This is a genomic window from Streptomyces spinosisporus, from assembly GCF_022698145.1.
Lineage (GTDB): Bacteria > Actinomycetota > Actinomycetes > Streptomycetales > Streptomycetaceae > Streptomyces > Streptomyces spinosisporus.
Window position 1 is genome coordinate 138974 of the sequence record NZ_JALDAX010000018.1, and the last position, 13305, is coordinate 152278.

General features: G+C 67.7%; 16 protein-coding genes. 7 read left to right on the top strand and 9 right to left on the bottom strand.

The window, feature by feature from the left end; translation table 11 throughout:
- Positions 1-29: 29 nt before the first annotated feature.
- Together MQN93_RS35280 and MQN93_RS35285 are read right to left on the bottom strand one after the other, a co-directional pair.
- Positions 30-1340, bottom strand: coding sequence for a beta propeller repeat protein (locus tag MQN93_RS35280; RefSeq protein ID WP_242712733.1), 1311 nt, complete (start codon positions 1338-1340; stop codon positions 30-32).
- A gap of 77 nt (positions 1341-1417) precedes the next feature.
- Positions 1418-1999: a TetR/AcrR family transcriptional regulator gene (locus tag MQN93_RS35285; protein WP_242712734.1), complete on the bottom strand. Its 582-nt coding sequence runs from the start codon at positions 1997-1999 to the stop codon at positions 1418-1420.
- Between the two features lie 93 nt (positions 2000-2092).
- Here MQN93_RS35285 and MQN93_RS35290 point away from each other — a divergent pair, with 93 nt between their 5' ends.
- Complete coding sequence (locus tag MQN93_RS35290) at positions 2093-3049, top strand: NADP-dependent oxidoreductase (RefSeq protein WP_242712735.1); 957 nt, start codon at positions 2093-2095, stop codon at positions 3047-3049.
- Positions 3050-3135: 86 nt separating this feature from the next.
- Here the strand turns inward: MQN93_RS35290 and MQN93_RS35295 are convergent, their stop codons facing one another.
- The 3 genes from MQN93_RS35295 to MQN93_RS35305 all read right to left on the bottom strand — a co-directional run bounded on the left by MQN93_RS35295 (position 3136) and on the right by MQN93_RS35305 (position 5091).
- Entirely contained in the window at positions 3136-3411 is a 276-nt protein-coding gene (locus MQN93_RS35295; RefSeq protein ID WP_242712736.1) for a hypothetical protein, read from the bottom strand.
- A 107-nt stretch (positions 3412-3518) separates the two neighbouring features.
- Complete coding sequence (locus tag MQN93_RS35300; protein WP_242712737.1) at positions 3519-4628, bottom strand: LuxR C-terminal-related transcriptional regulator; 1110 nt, start codon at positions 4626-4628, stop codon at positions 3519-3521.
- A gap of 10 nt (positions 4629-4638) precedes the next feature.
- Entirely contained in the window at positions 4639-5091 is a 453-nt protein-coding gene (locus MQN93_RS35305) for an ester cyclase (RefSeq protein WP_242712738.1), read from the bottom strand.
- 96 nt (positions 5092-5187) lie between these two features.
- Between MQN93_RS35305 and MQN93_RS35310 the strand changes: the two genes are divergently transcribed.
- Positions 5188-5685 carry a hypothetical protein gene (locus MQN93_RS35310; RefSeq protein ID WP_242712739.1) on the top strand — a complete coding sequence of 166 codons (498 nt, stop codon included), beginning with the start codon at positions 5188-5190 and terminating at the stop codon, positions 5683-5685.
- Positions 5686-5708: 23 nt separating this feature from the next.
- Here MQN93_RS35310 and MQN93_RS35315 read toward each other — a convergent pair whose 3' ends face one another.
- On the bottom strand, positions 5709-5987 hold the full coding sequence (locus MQN93_RS35315) for a hypothetical protein (RefSeq protein ID WP_242712740.1): 279 nt from the start codon (positions 5985-5987) through the stop codon (positions 5709-5711).
- A gap of 387 nt (positions 5988-6374) precedes the next feature.
- Here MQN93_RS35315 and MQN93_RS35320 point away from each other — a divergent pair, with 387 nt between their 5' ends.
- Together MQN93_RS35320 and MQN93_RS35325 are read left to right on the top strand one after the other, a co-directional pair.
- Positions 6375-6851, top strand: a complete 477-nt coding sequence (locus MQN93_RS35320; protein ID WP_242712741.1) for a MarR family winged helix-turn-helix transcriptional regulator — start codon at positions 6375-6377, stop codon at positions 6849-6851.
- Positions 6852-6884: 33 nt separating this feature from the next.
- Complete coding sequence (locus MQN93_RS35325) at positions 6885-8492, top strand: FAD-dependent oxidoreductase (protein ID WP_242712742.1); 1608 nt, start codon at positions 6885-6887, stop codon at positions 8490-8492.
- An 89-nt stretch (positions 8493-8581) separates the two neighbouring features.
- Here MQN93_RS35325 and MQN93_RS35330 read toward each other — a convergent pair whose 3' ends face one another.
- Positions 8582-9160 (bottom strand): dihydrofolate reductase family protein, encoded by a 579-nt coding sequence (locus MQN93_RS35330; RefSeq protein ID WP_037780509.1) that lies wholly within the window; start codon positions 9158-9160, stop codon positions 8582-8584.
- 199 nt (positions 9161-9359) lie between these two features.
- Here MQN93_RS35330 and MQN93_RS35335 point away from each other — a divergent pair, with 199 nt between their 5' ends.
- A complete protein-coding gene (locus tag MQN93_RS35335) occupies positions 9360-9794 on the top strand; it encodes a large conductance mechanosensitive channel protein MscL (protein WP_242712743.1) in 435 nt (144 codons plus the stop codon).
- 48 nt (positions 9795-9842) lie between these two features.
- Here the strand turns inward: MQN93_RS35335 and MQN93_RS35340 are convergent, their stop codons facing one another.
- On the bottom strand, positions 9843-10787 hold the full coding sequence (locus MQN93_RS35340; protein WP_242712744.1) for an alpha/beta hydrolase family protein: 945 nt from the start codon (positions 10785-10787) through the stop codon (positions 9843-9845).
- A 232-nt stretch (positions 10788-11019) separates the two neighbouring features.
- On the opposite strand from MQN93_RS35340, the gene MQN93_RS35345 reads away from it, so the two are divergent.
- A complete protein-coding gene (locus tag MQN93_RS35345; protein WP_242712745.1) occupies positions 11020-11613 on the top strand; it encodes a TetR/AcrR family transcriptional regulator in 594 nt (197 codons plus the stop codon).
- Positions 11614-11726: 113 nt separating this feature from the next.
- Here MQN93_RS35345 and MQN93_RS35350 read toward each other — a convergent pair whose 3' ends face one another.
- Positions 11727-12215, bottom strand: a complete 489-nt coding sequence (locus MQN93_RS35350) for a winged helix-turn-helix transcriptional regulator (protein ID WP_242712746.1) — start codon at positions 12213-12215, stop codon at positions 11727-11729.
- 178 nt (positions 12216-12393) lie between these two features.
- Here MQN93_RS35350 and MQN93_RS35355 point away from each other — a divergent pair, with 178 nt between their 5' ends.
- Entirely contained in the window at positions 12394-13305 is a 912-nt protein-coding gene (locus MQN93_RS35355) for a nitrilase family protein (RefSeq protein WP_242712747.1), read from the top strand.

The window sequence follows — 13305 nt, forward strand, 5'->3', positions numbered from 1 at the left end:
TAGTCATCCCGGCCCACCGCGAGACGGACTCAGGATCCGTTGCCGTGCCCCTGCCTCGGCCCCCGAGAGATCCAGAGGTCCCGATTCCCCGCGATCAACACGCGCCCGTCCGCGAGGGTGACGGCTGCTGTCGGGGGGTCCTCGCTGCAGCCGAGGCCGCCCCGCTTGAAGCCGGTCGTCGTCCCGTCGCCGACCCAGACGGCAGCGCACAGCACGGTGCGGGTGTTCGGCTTGGACTTGGGGCGAGGGGCCGAGCCGACCAGGACCGGGCGGCCTGCGGAGCCGATGGTCGTGGCCGTGATCTCGCCGGTACCCATGGCCGAAGTGTCCATGCGGGTCCAGTGGTTGCCGTCCCGGCTGGTGTAAATCAGCGGGAGGGAATCATAGAAGGCACCGGCCTTGGCACGGCCGCCCACGGCGAACCAGTGACCCGACGCGTAGAGGACGCTGTGCACCCGTGTGCCGGGGGGCGTTCCGGTGATTTCGCCGGACGTCCAGTGCGCACCGCCGTCCGAGCTGCGCCAGAACGGGATCGTGCCTGAGGAGTGGAAGTCGTAGGCGTTGGTCGCTGCCTCGCCGAAGGCGACGACCTCCCTGCCGTTGACACCGAAGTCGCCCACGGGCGTGGACGGTTGACCTCCGTCGATCGTCGGCAGCGGCACCCGGCGTATGGTCTTGCCCGCGTCGTCGGACGCGAACACGTACGGAGACTCCACCTGGTTCACGGTCTGGCCGCCACCGATCAGCAGGAGCGAGCCGACCTTCACCGCGGTGTTCACCGAGGCGTCGTCCGCGGTCTCCTGCTCGGGGTGAGTGTTGAACGTCAACGGCAGCGTGGCCAGCCGGACTTGCTCGCCGTCCGGCATCCGGCGGGTCAACGTGGAGCCGACACCGGTCAACGAACCGTCGCCCCACGGCACCACCACGTCCCCCGGCAGCTCACCACCGAGCCAGCCGCTGCGCATGGAGTACGGCACGTCGGCCTCGTCGTCGGCGCCCGGCTTCGGAGTGATCGACAGCTTCGTGCAGCCTCTGGAACCAATCCAGTTGACGTTCACATAGTGATACCCGTTGGCGAACGTCCCTTCCCCCAGAACGCAGTCACCCAGCGGCACCAACTGACGCAGCCCCTCGCCGGGCGCAACGTACCCCTTGTTGTGCGGACCGGTCACCGAGGGGTAGCCCACGGCACCCGCATACTTCCTGAACCCGAGCCCCACCGCGCTCGTGTCGCCCGTACCGGCTTCCCCTGCATGGACCTTTCCGCAACCGCCCAGCACCATGGCCGCACCGGCCACCAGGCTCGCCACAACTGCGAGCTTCCCCCCGCGTGTTCTCATTCCCTCACGCTACTAAAGCGTGTACGACGGGAGTCGGCGTGGGCGGGCCTGATGAACCCACACGCATTGATCCGGGCTCAAGTTGGCCGAGCAGCGGGCCTGAGGCCGTCCATCAGGAGGTTCAGCAGGCGACTGGCCTTGGCTTCGTGTTCGGGTCGGGGGGCCACCGTGAAGATGCCGATGAGGGAAGCGGCGATGTCTTCGGCGGTGATGTCGGTGCGGAGGTCGTCCGCTGCCCGGCCGGCGTCGAGAATCGTGGTGATGGCTGTCAGTAGCTCTGTCCGGGTCTGCGCATGGGCGATCTCGCCGGACTCGATCATCACGAGCAGCGTGTCGAGCATGCCGTTCTTGGTCGCGATCCAGTCCCCGAACAAGTCCATCCAGCGCCGCATCGCCGCAGCCGGGGGCATCTCACCGAGCAGCTCGTGGGCGCCGGTCGTCAGACGTACGACCTGGTGGCGGTAGATCGCATCGACCAGCGACTCACGGGTCGGGAAGTGCCGGTAGAGCGTGGCGATGCCGACGCCGGCCTCGCGGGCGATGGCACGCATCGACGGCTCGGTGTCGGCGGACGCGAACACGCGGGTCGCCACCGCGAGCAGCTGGTCGCGGTTACGGGCTGCGTCCGCGCGTGGCGTGCGCATCTCTGCCTCAGACAAACGGATCACGCTCCGGTTATGCTACGGTCATTCACGTAAACGGAGCATAGTCCGTTTGCCTGCGTTCCCTCGATCCCAAGGAGACAGGCGTACATGCTGGAGCAGAACGACCAACCGTCGGCGGGCAAGAGCAGGGCAGTCCAACTCAAGGCATTCGGCGGTCCCGAGGTTCTGGACATTCATGAGATTCCCGCGCCGCAGGCCGGCCCCGGGCAGGTCCGGGTGCGGGTCACCGCGGCGGGTCTGAATCCGATGGACTGGATCATGACCGCCGACGCGGACACCGCCGCCCGGTTCGGCCTGAGCCTCCCCGCGGGATTCGGGACCGACTACGCCGGAGTGGTAGACCAGGTCGGTGACGGAGTGACCGGCTTCGCGCCCGGCGATCGGGTGTTCGGAGGCGCGCTCTCCCGCGCGGTCGCCGATTTCGTGGTGGTCGACCCGACCGGAGGGGTTGCGGCCGACGAGGCCCATCACACCCCTGACCAGGTCGACGACCGCACGGCCGCGACCCTCACGATCGCAGGTCGCACGGCGTCCGCCGCTCTCGCCGTGCTGGCCCTCGGCCCGGACGACACCGGGCTGATCGGCGGCGCGGCCGGCGGGGTCGGGGTGTTCGCCGTGCAGCTGGCCCGAATCGCGGGAGCGCGCGTGATCGGGACGGGATCGGCCGCCTCGTCCGACTTCCTGCGCGATCTTGGAGCCGAGCCGGTCGTCTACGGCGACGGCCTGGCCGACCGCGTCCGAGCCCTGGCTCCCGGCGGCGTCACCGCCGCCCTCGACCTGCACGGGACGGAGACGGTGCATACCGCACGGGAACTCGGCGTCCCGGACGACCGCATCTGCACCATCGCCGCGCAGGTCGACGGCGTATCGGCAGCCAATGGTGCCAACGCCGCTCCGGGCGCCCTGGAAGAGATCGCCCGCCTGGTCGCGTCGGGTCAGCTTCAGGTGCCCATCGCGGAGAGTTTCCCGGTCGAGCAGATCCGCCGCGCGGCCGAACTCCAGGCCGGTCGGCATGTGCACGGCAAGATCGTGATCGACCTCTGAGGTCTCTCCGGCGGGTCATGCGCACCAGTGCGCCACGCCTCCCAACTACCTACCCGCACACGGCCGTTACTGGTTACGCAAACGCACTACGCGTGCCGGACGACGTCGTAGAACGTCTGGGAGACAGGTGCCGGATGCGGGGTGTCGTTCCAGCCGATCTCCTCGGCGCGCTTTTCGATCGCCTGTCGTGCGGCTTGAGCTGCGGCTTCGTCCTCGAAGAAGGCGACGGCCAATCCATTGCCGGTCGCGGGATCGATGAGGTGGTACGTGCCGTGGACACCGGGCACGGTGGCGGCGGCCTCCAGTACCCAGTCACGGTCGTCCGTCGGCATCGGTTCCCAAACAGCCACCCTCGCGATCATGCTGTCTCCTTTGTCCCGCTCATTGGGTCTTCAGGATGAGGCAACCGACGGTCGCAGTACACAACCGTTGGTGACGCTGTTCTGGGGCGGCGAGGCGGACAGTGACGTCAGGCCGGTGGTGCGCCGCCTGCGAGGAGGGCGGCCACCAGTTCTCGTCGGCTACGGACTCCGAACTTGTCGAAGATCCCCGTGATGTGCTCCTGCACCGTGTTGGCGGAGATGTGCAGGTCGGCAACGATCTCGCGGGTGGAGTGGCCTCTGAGGACGAGGGCCGCCACACGCTGTTGGGCGTTGGTGAGGCCGTGTGCGCTCAGCAGTATGGAGCTCAGCTCGGTCGGCGGAACGGCTTGGATGACGATGCCGATCAGCGGCCCGGTGGGGCCCTGCAATCGACTGGCATGCACCGAAAGCCAGCGCCCGGAATGGCCCCGTAGGCGTACGGCGCTGGGCGGAAGGGACATCAGGTCGTCTTCCCGTTCGGCGAGGATCAGCCGGGCCGCGGCCGCATGGAGCGTCACGGGCAGCTCGCCGGAGGCAGGCCAGGTGTGGCCGGGGATGTCGGACAGCCATTGCTCTGCCTCCTCGGTCATGGACACCAGAGCGAGGCTGTCGTCGAGTACGAGGATTCCGGGTGGCGGGGTGTCGGCGGCGGCGAAGGGCGGTGGCGCGCCGATGGCGCCGGCAGTGACCGCCCGACGCAGTCCCTCGGCGAGGTGCGGGGCGAGGCGGCGGACCAGGCGTACCTCCTCCGCGGAGAAGCCGCCGGGCAAGTCCTCACGGTGCAGGCACAACACACCCCAGCAACGGTTGCCGACCATCAGTGCGGCTCGCAGTTCGTCGCCCAGCCCGAGCGGGGCCATCACATCCCGGTAGCGCGCGCTGCTCGCGCGGTCCCAGTCGGTGGCCTGGTCGAGCGAGGAGACGGGGTCCGCGCTTTCGGCCAGCACGGCGAACTTGTTCACGTCCGGTTGCCCGAACTCGTTCTCCAGGAAGAGCGGCGTCACCGAGCCGAGTGGTTCCTCCGCCACCGCGGAGGTGAACAGCAACGTCAGCGGGTCGACGGTGGCGAAGAAGGCCGCGTCCACCGGCACGATCGTACGCAGACGGCGTAGGAAGTCCGCACGGAGCGTGTCCGTGTCCAGACCGGTCCGGCACAGGGCGTGGATGCCCGACACCCGGTGCTCGAGGTGTGCCAGCGAGGCCGCTGCGGCTGCCATGCTTTCGACGTTACGCCTCGGAGGAAATGATCCCCAGTTGGCGAAGAACGCCGAGTTCGTCGAGCTGGCACCACTGTTCAACGATGCGGTCGCCCCGGACTCGGAAGATGTTGATCCCGTGCAGGGTCACGGGGCGGTCCGGACCGTCCTGGGCAGGGGCGGGGACGCCGAGTAGGTCACCTCGTTGGGTTCCGGCCGCCGCGAAGTGCTCGACGACCAAGTCGCCCTCGGCGATCATCTGGTACGGCTCACTGTGCCAGTCGGGAAAAGCTTCCCGGAACACCGCTCCGGCGGACCGCATGCCCTCACGGTCGCCAGGCACTCCGAACGGCGGGTTGTGGTTGACGAAGTCCTCGGCGAGATAGTCGTCGACTGCGCCGAGGTCGCCCTTGGTGAACAGCGCGTCAATGAACGCGTGCACGATGTCTTTGTTCCTGGTGAGGGTGGTTTCTGCGGTATCCATGGCTTCAGTGTTCAACCGTGGGATGCCGGCCGGTACCCCAGTAATCTGGGGTTTTCCGTGCCCGGTGCACATCGCCTGCCATGGGAAAATGCCCAGATGACGCACGACGAGGCACTCAAGCAACTCAGCCGCATAGCGCGTGAGAGGGCATTCGGAATGCACGTCGGTTCTGACCGCCTCATTCAGGCGGGGGTGGACGCGCTGATCGCCGAAGTCGAGGCCCCGTCCCTCCCCATGCTCGCTGGGCTACTGCGCAGCGAGGAACCCGAAGCCCCTGCTCTCTTCGACCAGGTGCTGGAAGAACTGGGGCTGGCCTTCCACCCACCTGCTGACCCCCGGGCCGCGAAGTGGGCGATGGCTCATTGGATCGCCGGCCAGATCGCGGACGGATCCCTCGATCCCGCTACTGGCACGCACCTCATCTGGGCAGACATCGCCTACGAACTCGGCTATCCAGGCGACTTGGAGCCACTCGTCCAATGTGCGCACAGTCTGGACGGCTGGGAAGAGAACTGGGACGTCTCCCGTGAACAACTCAATCAGGAAGCGGTCGCGGCTGCCCGCCAACTGCTGAGCAAACGACCACAGCACTGAGGCGGCGCCGTGTGGGCGCCGCCTCACCCAGTGGGTTTGATGCGGAGGACGGCGGTCCTGTCCTGGATGTCGACGACCTTCAGGCTCATGGCGTTGTTGATGGTCGCGGCCGGTCCCTTGCTGCAGCTCAAAGCGACACCGCCTTTGCCCTGCGACGTCACGCTGCCGCCTCCGGAACATCCCGAGACGCTGTAGCCCGACCCTGTCAGTTCGGCGGCCATGTCGACCTTGTCGGCGTCGATCGCCGTCACCTTGATCGGTCCGAGGCCGTACGTTTCCGGCACGGTGACGACGTCTCCCACGGCGACCTTGATTTCGCAGGTTCCGTCGGCGCACGGTCCGGTTGGCGACGGCGACGGGGCGGCCGTCCGTGTGGGAGCGGACGCCGAGCTGGAGCCGGTCCCGCCGGGTCGACCGTCAGCGGTCGACGCGTCCGAGTTGTCCGAGGAACACGACGTGAGCGCGGCGAGCACGCACACGGCAACAGCGGCGGGAGCGACTGCGATTGACGTCCTTTTACGCATCATGAATGCCATTGAACCCTCCCCTGCCGACCTGCCGCCCTGCCGGGTGCGTCCCAGGAAAGCCCTCCGGCATCGACACAAGTGACGGAGACGACCGGCGTTCATAGCCACGGGGCCTCGGAACCGCCTTGTCGGCAGGGTGCCGCACCTCGATATAGTTCCTTCATGGAAGGAACTGATTCGGTGTGGGTGATCATCCGGGAACTGCACCGGGCCGCGCAGCTGCAGCGGCGGGCGGCGGCCGGCTCGCCGATGGGACCGGTTGCGCTGGGACTGCTGAACCTCGCTGCGCAGTCGCCGGTGCCGCCCTCGTACGCCGCGAAGGAGCTGCAGGTCCCCCCGCAGTCGATCACCCGCGCGGTGGCGGACCTGATGGAAGCCGGGCTGGTACGTCGCGTCGGCAACGCGGCGGACGGACGCTCGTACTCGATCGAGCTCACCGACGCCGGTCGGCAAGCCCGCGCGGACTTCCGGCAGCAGCTGTCGGCGGACTTCTCCCGGCTGCTTGCTGACTGGTCTCAGCAGGAGATCGACACCTTCGCCGGCCAACTCAGCCGCCTGGTCTCCGCCCTGGCCGCCGAAGCCCCGGCGAGCCAGGGCACTGCGCGGACGGCCAACCCCTGGCGACAGCCGGAGAAGTGAGAACGAGTCGGTCGAGCACGTGAGGAGAGCAGCATGAGCGAGCAGGACTTCGACGTACTGGTCGTCGGGGGCGGACTGGTGGGTCTGGCGGCAGGGGCGTTCCTGGCGCAGCAGGGTGTCGACGTGACCGTGGCCGAACGGCATCGTGAGACGTCCCGGCATCCCAAGGCGCGTCTGGTCAACGTCAGGTCGATGGAGCTGTATCGGGCCTTGGGCGTCGACGATGAGATCCGCGCCGCGGGCGAGCCGAGCGCCGGTTTCGTGGTGGCCGACAACCTCGCCGGACTGCACGAGTCCTGGATCGCACCGCCGGAGGAAGCGGTGTCCGAGGAGGGTCTGAGTCCGGTGGTTCCGTTCTCCTGCGATCAGCAGCGCATCGAGCCGATCCTGCGCAAGCGAGCCGTCGCCCTGGGCGCCAGGGTGCTGTTCGACACCGAGGTCGGTGACATCGCCCAGCACTCCGACGGCATCACCGCTCGCCTGCGTAGGCCAGATGGCGAGCGCACGGTCCGAGCCCGGTTCCTCGTCGCGTCGGACGGTGCCCGCGGCGGCATTCGGGACTCGCTGGGAATCGGCCTGGTGGGCGAGGCGGTGCCTGGCACCGCGGTCAGTGCACTGTTCCGCGCCGACCTCGAACCCGCCCTGCACGGCCGGTGGGTCGATGCACTCCTGGCGCGCGACGCCGGAGCCTTCCTGTTCGCCCGTGGGGACAAAGCCGACCGCACCTGGCAGCTGGGCACTCACCTGCGCGCGGGCTGGCCCACGGACGACCCGGACAGCTTGGCCCCGCATATCGTGCCGGTCATTCGCGCCGCCACCGGCCTGCCCGATCTCACCCCCGAGATCGAGAGCGTGCAGACCTGGACCACCGGCGCGTACACCGCCGAACGCTTCCGCCACGAACGGATCTTCCTCGCCGGGGACGCCGCCCACCAGATGCCGCCCTACGGCGGTTTCGGCGGCAACACCGGCGTCCAGGACGCCCACAATCTCGCCTGGAAGCTGGCCGCCGTCTGCCGCGGTGACGCCTCGGAAGCCCTGCTCGACACCTACGACACCGAACGCGCCCCACTCGCGGCTCTCACCGTCGCCCAGGCGCTGCTGCGCTCACGCAAAACGCCCGGCCAACCGGCCCCTGCCGAACAGCTCGACGCCACGACACTGGCTCTCGGATTCCGCTACCAACTCGCCCACGCCCAGGCGCCGGACGGGGCTACGACTGTCGAGGACCCGGCCGCCCCGAGTGGAAGGCCAGGCACCCGCGCACCCCACATAGCCCTCCACCGCGGCCCCGCCAGCAACACGCTGGACCTGCTCGACCCCACCGCATTCACCTTCGTCGCCGATGCCACCAGCCACACCGCGGCCGCCCTGAACCACAATCCGATCCCCGGTCTCCGCGTCCGCACCGTCGACACCACCGGCATCGAGGCCCGCCACCGGCAACGTTGGGAGCACGCCTACGGCGGCCCGCATTGCGACGGCGTCCTCGTCCGCCCGGATCACGTCATCATCTGGCGCGCACCGAAGAGCGAGAGGGACCCTCATACCCACGTCCACGAGGCGATCCGCCACGCCCTCCGCCCCGACGCCTCCCCGCTCCAACCGAAGTTGAGGGACGGCGCCACCGCGCGTCGATAGGTCATGCATGCATTTCATTTCTGGGGTCGACCGTCGGCTCGCTCGAATAGGCGGAATTCTCCAGCTCTCGGACAAAATTGCAGTTGTGTTTATCCGTGCAAAGTCGGCCGGTAGATGAGTTCCTGCGTGCGGCCGTCGAACGTTCGGCTTTCGATCAGCTCGAGGTCGAAGTCGGCTGCGCCTTCAAAGACCCGGTCGGTCCCGGTCCGGCCGCTGATCACAGGGAAGAGCGTCACCTGAACGAAGTCGACGAGTCCTGCCGCCATCAGTGCCCGGTTCAGCGACAGGCTGCCGTGCGAGCGCAGCGGCACCTTGGACTCCTCCTTGAGCCGGGCGACGACATCGACGGCGTCGCCGGCCACGACAGTCACGTCCGGCCAGGCGAGGGGGCCTGCGAGCGTCGTCGACACCACCGTTGTCGGCATGTGCCGCATCCGGGAGTTCACCGGGTCGAGGTCGCCGTCCGGGATCGGGCCCAGCAGTTCCACGAACTCCCGAAAGGTGTTGGCCCCGAGAACCATCCGCTGTTCTTCGCTGACCACGGCAAGGCGGTTGTGGAGGAACTCAGGGCCGTGTTTTCCCCAGTAGCCACCCCAGTCGCCGTCGGGGCCGTAGGAGCCGTAGCCGTCGAGCGTGGAAAAGACGTCCCAGGTGTAGACAGCGGTCATGGTGGTCTCCTCACGTGCGGTTGATGGTGTGCCGTGGATACAGCCGCCCCTTCATCCCCGTTGCGCTCCCGATGCCGGAAGATTGCGGCTTTCGAAGGAACGATCTATTGCTCGTACGTGTCGTGACGCTCAAAGTCCGCACAAAAACGTAGCATGCCGCGTGATTCTGATCGAGAAAATCCAACACGAGGAGGCGTAAGTGATTAAGGGGTTCAAGAACTTCTTGATGCGCGGAGATGTCATCGTCGTAGCTGTGGGCCTGATTGTCGCTCTGGCCTTCAGTACCTTGATCAAGGCATTTACCGACTTCGTGATCAACCCCATCATCGCGCGCGCTCAGGGAAGCCGCTCCGTCGGACTGGGGTGGCAGCTCGGTCAAGGAGGCAACAAGGCCACGTACCTTGACATCGGCTCATTCATCTCGGCACTCATCTATTTCATCATCTTCATGGCTGTCGTCTACTTCCTCATCGTCGTGCCCTACAAGCACTATTCGGCGCGACGTGGAGCGACGGTCTTCGGTGAGCCGGGGCCGGTGAAGACGTGCGCTGCCTGCCTTTCCGAAGACCTGCCGGCCGCCGCCACCAAGTGCCGCCACTGCGGCACCGAGCAACCGCCAGTGGCGAGGGTGTAGGTCACGACGTACGCAGGAGCTCGCCAGTCCGTGACGGGCAGGAACCGGCTATTTGCTCTGCAGCGTCCCCATCGGGTTGGCGTCTTCCTCCAAGGCTTTGACCGCCGCCTTCCAGTCGGCGTCCTCGCCTCGAAGGACGCTGTGGAGGAAGGCCGTGGTGAGGTGCTGTATCAGGGCGACGCGCTCGGGCGACTCGTCGGTCGTCTCGGTGACTTGATAGCCGGTGATGCCACCGAGCGAGTGCTCCGCCTCGAACAACGTGAGCAGACTCTTCGGCGCCGGGCTGTAGATGTAGGGGTCGATGAACCAGTCCGGTCCGCGCGTGGACAGTTGGGACTGGTCCTTGTCCCCGGCGACGATGAGCGCCGGGGTGGTCATGGTGTCGAAGGACGGCTTCATGAAGGGGAAGTGCTCCGCGGCGAACGGCGTCAGCTCATCCCCCAGGCCGGTCAGGGCGAGCAACACACCTGCCTTCACGCGCGCGTCGGACATGTCCTCGCCGGGTTTCCCGTCGGAGTCGAGCACGCGCGCGCCCAGCAGCGTGCTCGTCGTCTGGGCTCCCCAGGAGTGACCGGCGACGGCAATACGGTCGTGGTCGACGCGTCCGGCCAACCCCGGTACGGATGCCTCCAGAACGTCGAGTCCGTCCAGCACGCGCGTGATGTCCTCGATGCGAAAGCGCCAGATCGCCGGTGTTCGGGGGTCCTCGGCGGGGATGTTGAGCGTCCGCGAGTCGAGGTGGGTGGGCTGTATGACCACGAAGCCGTGCGCGGCCCAGTGGTCCGCCAGCGGGGCGTAACCGCTCATGGACCCGCCGAAGCCGTGCGAGAAGACGATGACGGGCAGGTCTCCGCCCGTCGCGGGGGCGGACACCCGGATCTGGAGGTCCTCGCCCCGGCCGCCGGAGGCGGGCAGGACGAGGGGCATCGCGGAGATCACCTTGCCGGGCACATTCGCGATCTTGTGTGCGTGCGCGGTCGTTGAGTCGGACATGTAGAGCCTTCCGGTCAGTGCCTTGGCACTCTTCGCTGGCACTCTTCGCTTCGTAAGAGCCGGGCGGTCGATGGCAATGGCCACTGCAGTGGCCACGGGAGTGGCAGTGGCAGGCGAAACCGGCCTGGCCGGTCGCCACCCGGTCTGTCATCATCGACGAAACGGAACGTCGCTCCGCCACGATACGGAACACCATTCCGTTTCGCAAGGCGGTCAGGGAAGGAGTGCCGCGGTGAACGACAGCGGCAAGGGGGCGGGGAGCTCAGCGCAGTCGAGGCGCAAGGACGCCCGCCGCAACCAGCAGACCCTGCTGGACGCGGCCGCCGCGGTCTTCGTCGCCTCGGGCGTGGACGCGCCGGTACGCGACATCGCCGCCAAGGCCGGCGTCGGGGTGGGCACGATCTACCGCCACTTCCCCACCCGCGCGGACCTCGTCATCGCCGTCTACCGGCACCAGGTCGAGGCCTGCGCCGAGGCCGGCCCGGCCCTGCTGGCAGCCGGCCCGACTCCCCATGCCGCCTTGGCGCGCTGGGTCGACCTCTTCGTCGACTTCCTCGTCACCAAGCACGGATTGGCCGCCGCGATGCAGGGGGACGGCGCCGGCTTCGAGAAACTGCACGCCCACTTCCTCGAACGTCTCCTGCCGGTGTGCGCCCAACTCCTCGACGCCGCGGCCGCGTCCGGGGAGATCAAGTCCGACCTCGACGCCTACCACCTCATGCGCGGCATCGGAAACCTCTGCATCGGCGCGGAGAGCGACCCGCAGTACGAGGCACGCCGACTGGTCGCAGTGCTCGTAGCAGGACTGCGTCAGCCGGGCGTCTGACCTTCTCCGGTCAGTGACGAGGGCAGGGGCCTGCTCAGTGACGAGGGCAGGGGTCTGCCGGAGTCAGGCCGACAGGAGATCGCACCGGCACCTTGCCACCTCGGGCGCGCCGATCAGCTTCGGCGCGCCCGCCCGTCATCCCCCTCAACTTCTTCCGGCACCTTGCGAACGTATGAGGTGCGGTAAGTAGCCGGCCGACCCTCGGCGTCGAGCGGTTGCAGCCTGCGGATGGGCTGCCCACTGTCGGCGTCGAGCAGGACGGAGTGCTCCTCCCCCTCCGTGAAAAGGTGCCCCTCGCCCCACTGCCTCAGTGCCACGAGGATCGGGAAGAGATCGGCGCCCTTCTCGGTGACGGCGTACTCGTGGTAGGCCGTGCCATCTGACGCGGGGCGGGTCTCGAGCACTCCCTGGGCGACCAGGGTGCGCAACCGCTCGGTGAGGATGTTCCGCGCGAGACCCAGGCTGCGCTGCAGCGCTCCGAAGCGACAGATCCCGTCGAACACGTCGCGGATGATCAACAGCGACCACCGGTCCCCGATCACGTCCACCGCCCGTGCGACCGGGCACGACGCCTTCGCGAGAGCCACCTTCGACGCTCCCATCAGTTCTCCCTGTCTGCCCGCTGGGCAAGCCTCTCCGAGGTGGTTGCAAAACTAGACCACCCATCATACTCTCCACCCGCCTGGTCTTGTTTTGAAACCAGATGCCGAACCGGCCGTCTATCGAGCCGGCCATCTGCCGAGCCGGCCATCCGCCGAACCAGCCATCAAGGAGCAACTGATGTCCACCGAAGTGACCGAGACGAACCGGGCCCGCGTGAGCGCTGCCCGGGTAGCAGTCGTTCAGTTCGAGCCGCAGGTCGGACTGGAGAACCTCAAGTCCAATGCGGCCGCGGTCGAACAGCGTCTGAACGCCGCGGGTGAGGCCGGCGCCAATCTGGTCGTCCTGCCCGAACTGGCAACGACGGGCTACGTGTTCGAGACCCGCGAGGAGGCCTTCGCCCACTCCGAGACGATCCCGGACGGGCCGTCGCTGCAGTTGTTCGAGCGGCTCGCCGCGCAGCACGGCATGTACGTCGTCGGCTGCATCGTCGAGCGAGACGGCGAACGGCTCTACGACACGGCTGTGTTGGTCGGCCCCGACGGCTACATCGGCCGCTACCGCAAGACGCATCTGTGGAACACCGAGAAGCTGTGGTTCACGCCCGGTGACGAGGGATTCAAGGTCTTCGACACCCGGATCGGCCGCATCGGGCTGCTGGTGTGCTGGGACATCTGGTTCCCGGAGACCGCCCGCATCGTCTCCCAGATGGGCGCCGACATCATCTGCATCCCGACCGGCTGGGTGTGGACTCCGCCGCCGCTGTACGACGCGAGCGGCGTGTGCATGGCCGCCCACCTCACGATCACGGCGGCACATGTCAACAACGTCTTCATCGCGACGGCGGACCGCACCGGACAGGAGCGCGGGGCCGGCTTCATGGGCAACTCGCTCATCGCGAGCACCAATGGGTGGCCGATCGACCGTATAGCCGGTCCGGACGAGGACACGATCATCTACGCCGACGTGGACCTCACCGCGACGAGGACGGCGCCGATCTGGAACCAGCTCAACGACCTGCACAGGGACCGGCGCACGGACCTCTACGACCAGATGCTCGGCTACCGCGGCGCGCCGCCGCTGCCACGGTGA

Bases quoted from the DNA above. Each gene is read 5' to 3' on its own strand.
- MQN93_RS35305 (WP_242712738.1), bottom strand. From the start codon at position 5,091: ATGGATACCGCAGAAACCACCCTCACCAGGAACAAAGACATCGTGCAC.
- MQN93_RS35340 (WP_242712744.1), bottom strand. From the start codon at position 10,787: ATGTCCGACTCAACGACCGCGCACGCACACAAGATCGCGAATGTGCCC.
- MQN93_RS35355 (WP_242712747.1), top strand. From the start codon at position 12,394: ATGTCCACCGAAGTGACCGAGACGAACCGGGCCCGCGTGAGCGCTGCC.
- MQN93_RS35280 (WP_242712733.1), bottom strand. From the start codon at position 1,340: ATGAGAACACGCGGGGGGAAGCTCGCAGTTGTGGCGAGCCTGGTGGCC.
- MQN93_RS35290 (WP_242712735.1), top strand. From the start codon at position 2,093: ATGCTGGAGCAGAACGACCAACCGTCGGCGGGCAAGAGCAGGGCAGTC.
- MQN93_RS35330 (WP_037780509.1), bottom strand. From the start codon at position 9,160: ATGACCGCTGTCTACACCTGGGACGTCTTTTCCACGCTCGACGGCTAC.
- MQN93_RS35310 (WP_242712739.1), top strand. From the start codon at position 5,188: ATGACGCACGACGAGGCACTCAAGCAACTCAGCCGCATAGCGCGTGAG.
- MQN93_RS35295 (WP_242712736.1), bottom strand. From the start codon at position 3,411: ATGATCGCGAGGGTGGCTGTTTGGGAACCGATGCCGACGGACGACCGT.
- MQN93_RS35320 (WP_242712741.1), top strand. From the start codon at position 6,375: ATGGAAGGAACTGATTCGGTGTGGGTGATCATCCGGGAACTGCACCGG.
- MQN93_RS35350 (WP_242712746.1), bottom strand. From the start codon at position 12,215: ATGGGAGCGTCGAAGGTGGCTCTCGCGAAGGCGTCGTGCCCGGTCGCA.
- MQN93_RS35325 (WP_242712742.1), top strand. From the start codon at position 6,885: ATGAGCGAGCAGGACTTCGACGTACTGGTCGTCGGGGGCGGACTGGTG.
- MQN93_RS35300 (WP_242712737.1), bottom strand. From the start codon at position 4,628: ATGGCAGCCGCAGCGGCCTCGCTGGCACACCTCGAGCACCGGGTGTCG.